6 protein-coding genes and 1 pseudogene are annotated in these 8,040 nt (G+C 71.1%); 3 read left to right on the top strand and 4 right to left on the bottom strand.

Translation table 11 applies throughout. From position 1 onward, the window contains the following. Nucleotides 1-95: 95 nt before the first annotated feature. From ACWEFB_RS38105 to ACWEFB_RS38120, 4 genes are all read right to left on the bottom strand, one after another. The gene (locus ACWEFB_RS38105) at nt 96-1,196 is read right to left on the bottom strand and encodes a hypothetical protein (protein ID WP_452293088.1); all 1,101 of its coding nucleotides are present in this window, start codon (nt 1,194-1,196) and stop codon (nt 96-98) included. Nucleotides 1,197-1,316: 120 nt separating this feature from the next. Further along, complete coding sequence (ppc, locus tag ACWEFB_RS38110) at nt 1,317-4,103, bottom strand: phosphoenolpyruvate carboxylase (protein ID WP_326560965.1); 2,787 nt, start codon at nt 4,101-4,103, stop codon at nt 1,317-1,319. A gap of 105 nt (nt 4,104-4,208) precedes the next feature. Further along, complete coding sequence (locus tag ACWEFB_RS38115; protein WP_452293089.1) at nt 4,209-5,192, bottom strand: asparaginase; 984 nt, start codon at nt 5,190-5,192, stop codon at nt 4,209-4,211. Beyond that, on the bottom strand, nt 5,189-5,971 hold the full coding sequence (locus tag ACWEFB_RS38120) for a Clp protease N-terminal domain-containing protein (protein WP_452293090.1): 783 nt from the start codon (nt 5,969-5,971) through the stop codon (nt 5,189-5,191). Before ACWEFB_RS38120 ends, ACWEFB_RS38115 begins: the two co-directional genes overlap by 4 nt. Nucleotides 5,972-6,084: 113 nt before the next feature. Between ACWEFB_RS38120 and ACWEFB_RS38125 the strand changes: the two genes are divergently transcribed. From ACWEFB_RS38125 to ACWEFB_RS38135, 3 genes and pseudogenes are all read left to right on the top strand, one after another. Beyond that, nucleotides 6,085-7,146, top strand: coding sequence for a S66 family peptidase (locus ACWEFB_RS38125; RefSeq protein WP_452293091.1), 1,062 nt, complete (start codon nt 6,085-6,087; stop codon nt 7,144-7,146). Between the two features lie 25 nt (nt 7,147-7,171). Continuing rightward, entirely contained in the window at nt 7,172-7,837 is a 666-nt protein-coding gene (locus tag ACWEFB_RS38130) for a hypothetical protein (RefSeq protein ID WP_452293092.1), read from the top strand. Between the two features lie 33 nt (nt 7,838-7,870). Beyond that, nucleotides 7,871-8,040: pseudogene (locus ACWEFB_RS38135) on the top strand (IS5/IS1182 family transposase); the annotation flags it as partial.

An 8,040-nucleotide genomic window follows, 5' to 3' on the forward strand; every position in this document is an offset into this window, starting at 1 on the left:
CCCACCAGCCTCTCAGCGATCACTCCACCGAGAGGACCAACGAACGACAAGATCGATTGCTACGACCAACTGAGCACGGGCACTCTTTCTCTACATCAGTGCGGATCTTGGGGACGGGGGCGGGGGTGGGGGCGGCGGGTCCAGGAGTGGAGGCCCTCGCCTCGGATGGCGGTGGCGGCCAGTAGGAGGAGAAGGCCGGCTACGGCCCAGATCGCAAGGGTGGCGGCGGGCCAGGCGGCGGCGTCGGAGCTGAAGTAGACCACCGCTCTGACCAGGTCGGTGGCGAGCCCGGGAATGTTCCACAGGTGCATGTCCCGGAAGAAGTCGGGCAGGAACTCGGGCGCGTAGATGCCGCCGGAACCGGGGTTCCCGAGCACCACCAGCAACAGGATGACCAGGCCGGTGCCGAGCAACCCGAGCCAGCCCTGCACCGCCGCGGCGGCCATCGCGGCGGCGAACGCGGCCAGCGCCCCGGCTCCGACCAGGCCGGCGAAGTGGGTGTGCCACACGTCCAGGCCGGGGCCGGTGACCAGCGCCCCGGCCAGCCCGAGCAGGGCGGAGTAGACGGCCAGGCCGCCGATCCGGGCGCCGGCGCGGGACAGCGTACGGGGTGTGGTGCCCAGCGTGATGCCGAGCACGGTGGCACCCAGGTAACCGCCGAGGACCAGCCCGACGGCCAGGTAGAACGGCACCAGGCCCCGCTGGTCGTTGGCGGCGATCGGCACCGCGTCGCTGACCGCCAGCGGAACCTGACCACGCTGCGCCGCCGTCTGGACGATCTGGGTGATCACCTGGGCGGCGATCGGCGCGGCGGCGCTCGCCGTGACCAGGGTCAGCGCCGGTGTGCCCCCGCCGGTGGTCGAGGCGAGTACGGCGTACACGTCGCGTCCGTTGAGCGCCCTGTCGGCGGCGGCGCGGCTGTCGTACTCGACGGCTCTGAGTGCCTTGTCCTGTTGCCGTACGGCGGCGAGGAGCGTACGCGCAGGCTGGTCGCTACGGACCACCCCGACGGGTACGTCCCTGGGCTTCGGCTCGTGCAGCGCACCCGCGTACGCGGCGATGAAGGCGGTGGCGAGCACCAGCGTGCCGAACAGCAGCACCGCGCTCCGGATCAGCGACCGCCGCCACGACTCCCGCCCCACCGGCTCGGCCCGATGCCCCACCACCCCACTCCCCGCGCCCCCCGCATCCCCCATCCACCCAGCGTATGAAAGCGAGTTTCCCCTTGAAGCACTTTCACTGTTTGAGTGGCTATTCCGGTGCGGATAAGCCCTCAAACAGTGAAAGTGCGCGGATCTTGAAGCGGGGAGGGCGGGTCAGCCGGTGTTGCGCATGCCGGCGGCGATGCCGTTGACGGTGGTTAGGAGGGCTCGTTCGAGGGCGGTGCCGTCGCCGGGGGCGCGGCGGGCGCCGGGGGCGGTGGCGACCGCGCGACCGGCGGCACCGGAGTCGCGGTACTGGCGCAGCAGGGCGACCTGGAGGTGGTGCAGCGGCTCCAGGTAGGTGTCCCGGACCGCGAGCGTGCGCTGGAGCACCGGCGAGTTCTCCAGCAGGGCGGGGGAGTTGGTGATCGCCAACACCTCGCGCTTGGTCAGCTCGTACTCCTCGCGGATCACGTCGAAGATCGGCTGCAACGGCTCCGGGACCAGGGTCTCGACGTACCGGCGGGCGATGTTCAGATCCGTCTTGGAGAGCATCATCTCCACGTTGGACAGGAACGTCCGGAAGAAGTGCCAGTTGCGGTACATCTCGGCGAGGATCTCCGCCCGACCGCTCTCCCGGGCGGCGGCCAGCCCGGAACCGACCCCGAACCAGCCCGGCACGATCTGCCGGGTCTGGGTCCAGCCGAACACCCACGGGATCGCCCGCAGGCCGCTCAGCCCGGCGCCGGTGTTCGGGCGCTTCGCCGGTCGGGAACCGATGTTGAGCGCACCGAGCAGCTCGGTCGGCGTCGACGCCCAGAAGTACGCAGGCAGGTCCGGGTTCTCCACCAGCGACCGGTACGACCGGAACGCCGAGTCGGAGACCAGCTCCATCGTGTCGTCCCAGCGTTCCAGCATCTCGGCGGGCTGCCGGGGGTAGGTGTGCAGGAGCGCGCTCTGCAACACCGCGGCCAGGGTCAGTTCCAGGTTCTCCCGGGCCAGCGACGGCAGCGTGTACTTGTCGGAGATGACCTCACCCTGCTCGGTCACCTTGATCGCGCCGTCGAGGGTGCCGTACGGCTGGGCCAGGATCGCCTCGTGCGTCGGACCGCCACCCCGGCCGACGGTGCCGCCGCGACCGTGGAACAACCGCAGCCGTACGCCGTGCCGGGCGGCCACGTCGCGCAGGGAGCGCTGGGCCCGGTGGATCGACCACTGGGAGGTGGTGATGCCCGCCTCCTTGTTCGAGTCGGAGTAACCGAGCATCACCTCCTGCACGTCTCCACGGGCGGTGACGATCGCCCGGTACGCCGGCAGGGAGAGCAGTTCGTCGAGGAGTTCGCCGCCCGCGTTCAGCTCGTCCGGGGTCTCCAGCAGCGGTACGAAGCCGATCCGGGCCCGTCCACTGTGCACGTCGACCAGACCGGCCTCGCGGGCCAGGACCACCGCGGCGAGCACGTCGTCGACGCCCATCGTCATCGAGATGATGTACGACTCGATGACCTCGGTCCCGAACCGCTCCTGAGCCTCCCGGATGGTGCCGAACACGTCGAACGTCTTGCGGGTCGCCTCGGTCAACGGACTGTCCATGTTGGACAACGGACGGCGGCCGGTCAGTTCCTCGCTGAGCAGCTTGGTCCGCTCGACCCGGCTCAACGACGCGTAGTCGGTGACCTCGCCGACCTGTTCGTAGAGCTGGCGGAGCACCGCGTGGTGCGCCTCGGCGTGCTCGCGTACGTCCAGGGTGGCCAGGTGCAGCCCGAACGAGGCGACCGTACGGATCGCCGAGGCGAGCCGGCCGACGGCGGTGAGCTGACCGGAGTTACGGGCCAGCGAGGCGCGCATCAGCTCCAGGTCGGAGAGGAGTTCGGCGGAGCCGCGGTAGTCCCGGCCGGGTACGTGGGCGGTGCCCCGGGTCAGCCGCAGCCGGGTGTTGGCCAGCTTCGCCTTGATGCAGCGCGCCTTGAGCCGGTACGGCTCCTCGGCGTTGACCCGGCGGAACCGGGCCGCCACCTCGGGCAGCGCGTCGAGGTCGGTGGCCAGGCTGGCGGAGAGGTCGAGGGAGACCCCGCGCAGCCGGCGGGAGACCGAGATCTCGTTGATCAGCGACTCCATCGCCGCCTCGGTCGCCTGGATGCCGTGGTGGTACTGGATGACCAGCACCTCGCGGGTGACGTGCGGGGTGACGAACGGGTTCCCGTCCCGGTCACCGCCGATCCAGGTGCCGAAGGTCAGCGGGCGCGACGTCGGCGACGTCTCCACCCCGAGCGAGCGCAGCGTGTCGGCGAGGTCGTCGAGGACCTGGGGCGCCGCTGCGGCGTACAGGTCGCGCAGGTAGTAGATCGCGTTGCGGGCCTCGTCGGTCGGGTCGGGCCGGTCGAGTCGCAACTCGTCGGTCTGCCACATCAGGTCGAGCAGTTCGGCCAGCCGGCGGTTGGTCGGCGCCTCGTCGCTGGCGCCGTAGAGCACGGCGGCGGCGGTCTCGGCGTCCAACTCGTCGGCGACCGCGCGCAGCTTGGTCAGGATCGACCGGCGGGCCGCCTCGGTCGGGTGGGCGGTGAACACCGGGCGTACGGCCAGCCGCCGGGCCGCGGCGGCGATCTCCTCGGCCGGCACCCCGCGCTCGGCGATCAGCTTTGCCGCCTGGTCCAGCCAGCCGCCCTGGGTGGCCCGCTGCCGGCGCAGGTCGCGGGACCGGTGCACCTGCTCGGTGATGTTGGCCAGGTGGAAGTAGGTGGAGAAGGCGCGGGCCAGCTTGGTCCCGGTGGTGACGTCCATCGCGCCGAGCCGCAGGGCGGCGGCTTCGGGGTCGGAGCGGACCAGGGCGCGGATCTCCTCGACCAGGTCGAGCAGCGGGGGGCCTTCCTGGCGGGCCAGGGTCTGCCCGAGCAGGGTGCCGAGCCGGCGGATGTCTGCCCGGAGGGCGGCATCCGGGCCATCGTGATCATGCTGGTCGGTCACCGTGCGCTCCTTACGTGGTGTGCTAAGGACAGCGCTGTCCGACAAGGCTGATCGTATCCGCGCGGGGGCGGTTCTTAGGAGGGGCTCACCATATCTGAGTTTTAATCACACTCCGCCGTCCAGTCGACCGAACCAGTCCCGGGCGGTCCGGACCCCGCCGTCACCGAGCGCGACCATCAGCGCGGCTCGTGCCTTGACCGGCGCCAGCCCCCGCGCACCGATCGCGCCGACCCTGGCGGCGAGCGTGCCGCCGCCGTACGACCCCTCCGGTGACACCTCGCGGTACCGGGAGCGGGAGCTGACCACCACCGGGATGTCCCACCCGGTCAGCTCGTCGATCGCGGTGAGCAGGCTGATCGGTACGTTCGCCAGCCCGGTGCCCTCCAGCACCACACCCCGCGCTCCCGCGTCCACCACCGCGTGCAGCAGCACCCCGTCGATCCCGGGGTACGTCTTGATCAGCGCGACCGCCGACTCCGGCTCCCCGGTCGGCGCCGGTGGCCGGGGCGGCGGCGGTGCCAGCATCTCCACCCCGGCGTCCACCACCCGCCCGAGGACCGGGTACGGGGCCGACGAGAACGCAGCCATCCCGGTAGCGTCGATCTTGGTGACCCAGCGTGCGGCGTGCAGCTCGTCGTTGAGGCAGGCCACCACGCCCACTCCGCGCAGGGCCGGGTCGCCGGCCGCCACCAGGGCGGAGCGCAGGTTGCGGGGCCCGTCGGCGGAGAGTTCGGTGGGCGGGCGCATCGCACCGGTGAACACGATTCCGGCCCGCTCGACGGCCGCGCCCGCGAGCAGGTCGGTCAGGTACGCGGTCTCCTCCAGGGTGTCGGTGCCGTGGGTGATCACGACCCCGTCGTACCCGTCGTCGAGGACGGCGGTACGGGCCCGGCGGGCCAGTCGCAGCATGGTCTCCGGGTCCAGGTCCCAGCTCGGTACGGCGAGCAGGTCCTCGACCGTGACCTCGGCCGGGACCGAGCCTGCGGGCAGTGCCGCCAACAGCTCGGTCCCGGACGCGAACGCTCCCCGACCGGGGCGCGGGTGGAACGCCATCGTGTCCCCGGTGGCGAGCAGGAGTAGTCGGGTCAACGTCCCGCTCCGGTATCGGTACCCCCGTCGACCCGCTGCTCCAGCCGGTCCAGCCGGTCGATGATCGGCTGCAACTGCTTCGCCAGGGCGGCCTGGAGCGCGGCAACCTGGTCGGTGCCGCCGATCGCCAGCCCGGCCGTCTGGGTCTGCGCCCGGAGGTGGACGTAACCGGCCAGCGCGGCGATGACGGCCCGGCGGGTCAGCCGGTAGTCGGCGCCGAGCGACCGCAGCACGTGTCCGGCGGTGCCGTCCGGTTCGGCGATCAGCCCGAGCAGCAGGTGTTCGCAGCCGACGTAGTTGTGGCCGAGGCTGGTCGCCTCGGTCACGGTCAGCTCCAGCGCGTTGGCCGCGGTCTGGCCGAAACGCCGTACGCCGGTCCGGTCGGTTGCCGCGGTGGCGGCTTCCCTCGGTGCCTGCCGGTCCAGCTCGCGCCGTACCGCCTCGGGGTCGATTTCCATCGCCTGGAGCACTTCGAGGGCCAGGTTGTGGCCCTCGGCCAGCATGCCGGAGAGCAGGTGGGAGGTGCCGACGCTGGTGGCGCCCTGTTCCCGGGACTCGGTGAGGCCGAGCGTGATGGCGGTCCGGGCGCGGGCGGTGAACTGGGTCAGTGCGGCGGTCGGGTCGTCCCGGTCGGTGTCGCCGAGGGTCGTCTCCCGGATCGCGGTGACCCGGCGTACGGCCTGTTCCAGGGCGCGCTGGCAGATCGCGGAGACCGGCACGCCGGACTCCTTGACCGCCTCGGCCAGCTCGTCGGGTAGATACACGTTGATCTTCGGCATCCTTGGCTCCCCTCTGGGGTTAGGTAGGGGGTATAACCCTCCTGTGACCCCACCATACCCCTCGCCTGGGAAATGGGAACCCCCTGGTCATGATCGATCGCTAGGGTGGGCTGATGCCCGCAGTGAACCGCTCCATCGAGCCCAAGCGGTATCCCGCGAAACCACAACCGGGGGACCGGGTCGCCGTACTCTCGCCCTCCGCCGGCCTGCCGGCCGTCTTCCCCCACGTGTACGAGTTGGGCCTGCGCCGGTTGCGCGACGAGTTCGGCCTGATCCCGGTCGAGTACCCGACCACCCGCGCCAGCGGTGCCCACCCGCGCGAACGCGCCCGTGACCTGACCGCCGCCTTCGCCGACCCGACGATCACCGCCGTGCTCGCCACCGTCGGCGGGGACGACCTGATCACCGTGGTGCCGTACCTGGACGGGGAGGTGATCGCCGCCAACCCCAAGCCGTACTTCGGCTACTCGGACAACACCAACGTGCTGGCGTACCTCTTCGAACTCGGGCTGGTCGGCTACCACGGCGGCTCGGTCCTGGTGCACCTCGGCCGGCCGGGCAGCATGCACCCGGCGACCGCCGCCTCACTGCGGGCCGCACTCTTCACCACCGACTGGTACGAACTAGCGCCGGCCAAGCGATACAGCGACGAGCCGAGCGACTGGCGCGACCCGTCCACCCTGGCTGCCGAACCGGTGATGTTCCCGTCCGACGGCTGGCACTGGCACGGGCCGCAGACCAGGGTCGAGGGGCCGGTCTGGGGCGGCAACCTGGAGATCCTCGGCTGGCTGCTCCAGGCCGGCCGGGTCGGACCGAACGAGGCGTACGCCGGTCACGTGCTGCTGCTGGAGACCTCCGAGGAGATCCCGTCCGACGTCGAGGTGTTCCGGATCCTGCGCAACATGGGAGAGCGCGGGCTGCTCGCCGAGTTTTCCGCGGTGCTGGTCGGCCGACCGAAGGCGTGGGACTTCGAGCAGCCGAACAACGCCGAGCAGAAGCGGGAGCACACCGAGGCCCAGCGCGCCGCCGTGCTCAGGGTCCTCGCCGAGTACAACCCCGACGCGATCGCCGTCTTCGGCCTCGACGTCGGCCACACCGACCCGCAACTGATCATCCCGTACGGCGGTCTCGCCCGAGTCGACTCGACCGCCCGCCGCATCACCGTCCGGTACTGATCGCCGCCTGCGGAGAGTGAGCTGAATGGGCAACGGTTGGGCGTACCCGATCCTGCGCAGCCCCGACCTGACCCGCGTGGTCGGGGCGGCGCGGGAACTGCTGGCGCTGACCAACCCACCCCCGGCACTGGTCGACCACACGGCACACACCCGTACGCACGAGGCCGCCCGGTATCTGCCGGCGCTCCCTTCGGCGCGGCTCTTTGTCGACGTGCCGCCACACCTGGTCGAGCCCGCCCGGAAGGCGCTCACCCCGACACTCGGGGAGTCCGAGTTGGCCGACGTCCGGCCGGACGGCACGCTCTGGCTGATGTCACGGTTTACGCCGGAGCTGGTCGCGGCGCTGCAACGGCTTCCCGATCTGCCGGTCGAGGTCGCCTCCGAGGAGCAACCGCAGGACGGCCCGGAGGAGGCTTTCCTCTCCCTGGTGGGCCGTGATCGGGGCCGGATCTACTACTGGCACGGTGGCTGGCCGGCGGTTCCCGAACTGGACCTGTCTCCCAGCGTGAACTCCGGCGAGGCAGAGATCCAGGTGACGATCCACAGCGCGGACATCTGGGAGATCCATCCGGCTCCCGACCACGGCCTCTACGTCCACGTCGGCCACGGTCAGCGCAGGCGCGCCCAGTGGCTGGCCAATTCCATCGGCCTGGACATCATCGGCCCGATGGAACTAAAGGACGTCTCGTAACTCGATAGGTGGTCCATGGTGGATCATGTCGGGGTGCAGGTGATCTCGGCAGCTCGCCCGGAGTGGATCTTCCCGTTCACCGGGCTGCAGCCCGGCCAGTTCCGCCGCCTCGTCACGCTGGTCGCCGAGCGTGGCGGGGACGCGATCGCTGACGGCCGGCCGGGCCGGCAGTGGTCTCTCGACCTACCGGACCGGGTACTGCT

The organism is Micromonospora sp. NPDC004704 (assembly GCF_053601675.1).

Coding starts and splice junctions, on each gene's coding strand:
- ACWEFB_RS38105 (WP_452293088.1), bottom strand. CDS start 1,196: ATGGGGGATGCGGGGGGCGCGGGGAGTGGGGTGGTGGGGCATCGGGCC.
- ACWEFB_RS38120 (WP_452293090.1), bottom strand. CDS start 5,971: ATGCCGAAGATCAACGTGTATCTACCCGACGAGCTGGCCGAGGCGGTC.
- ACWEFB_RS38125 (WP_452293091.1), top strand. CDS start 6,085: ATGCCCGCAGTGAACCGCTCCATCGAGCCCAAGCGGTATCCCGCGAAA.
- ACWEFB_RS38130 (WP_452293092.1), top strand. CDS start 7,172: ATGGGCAACGGTTGGGCGTACCCGATCCTGCGCAGCCCCGACCTGACC.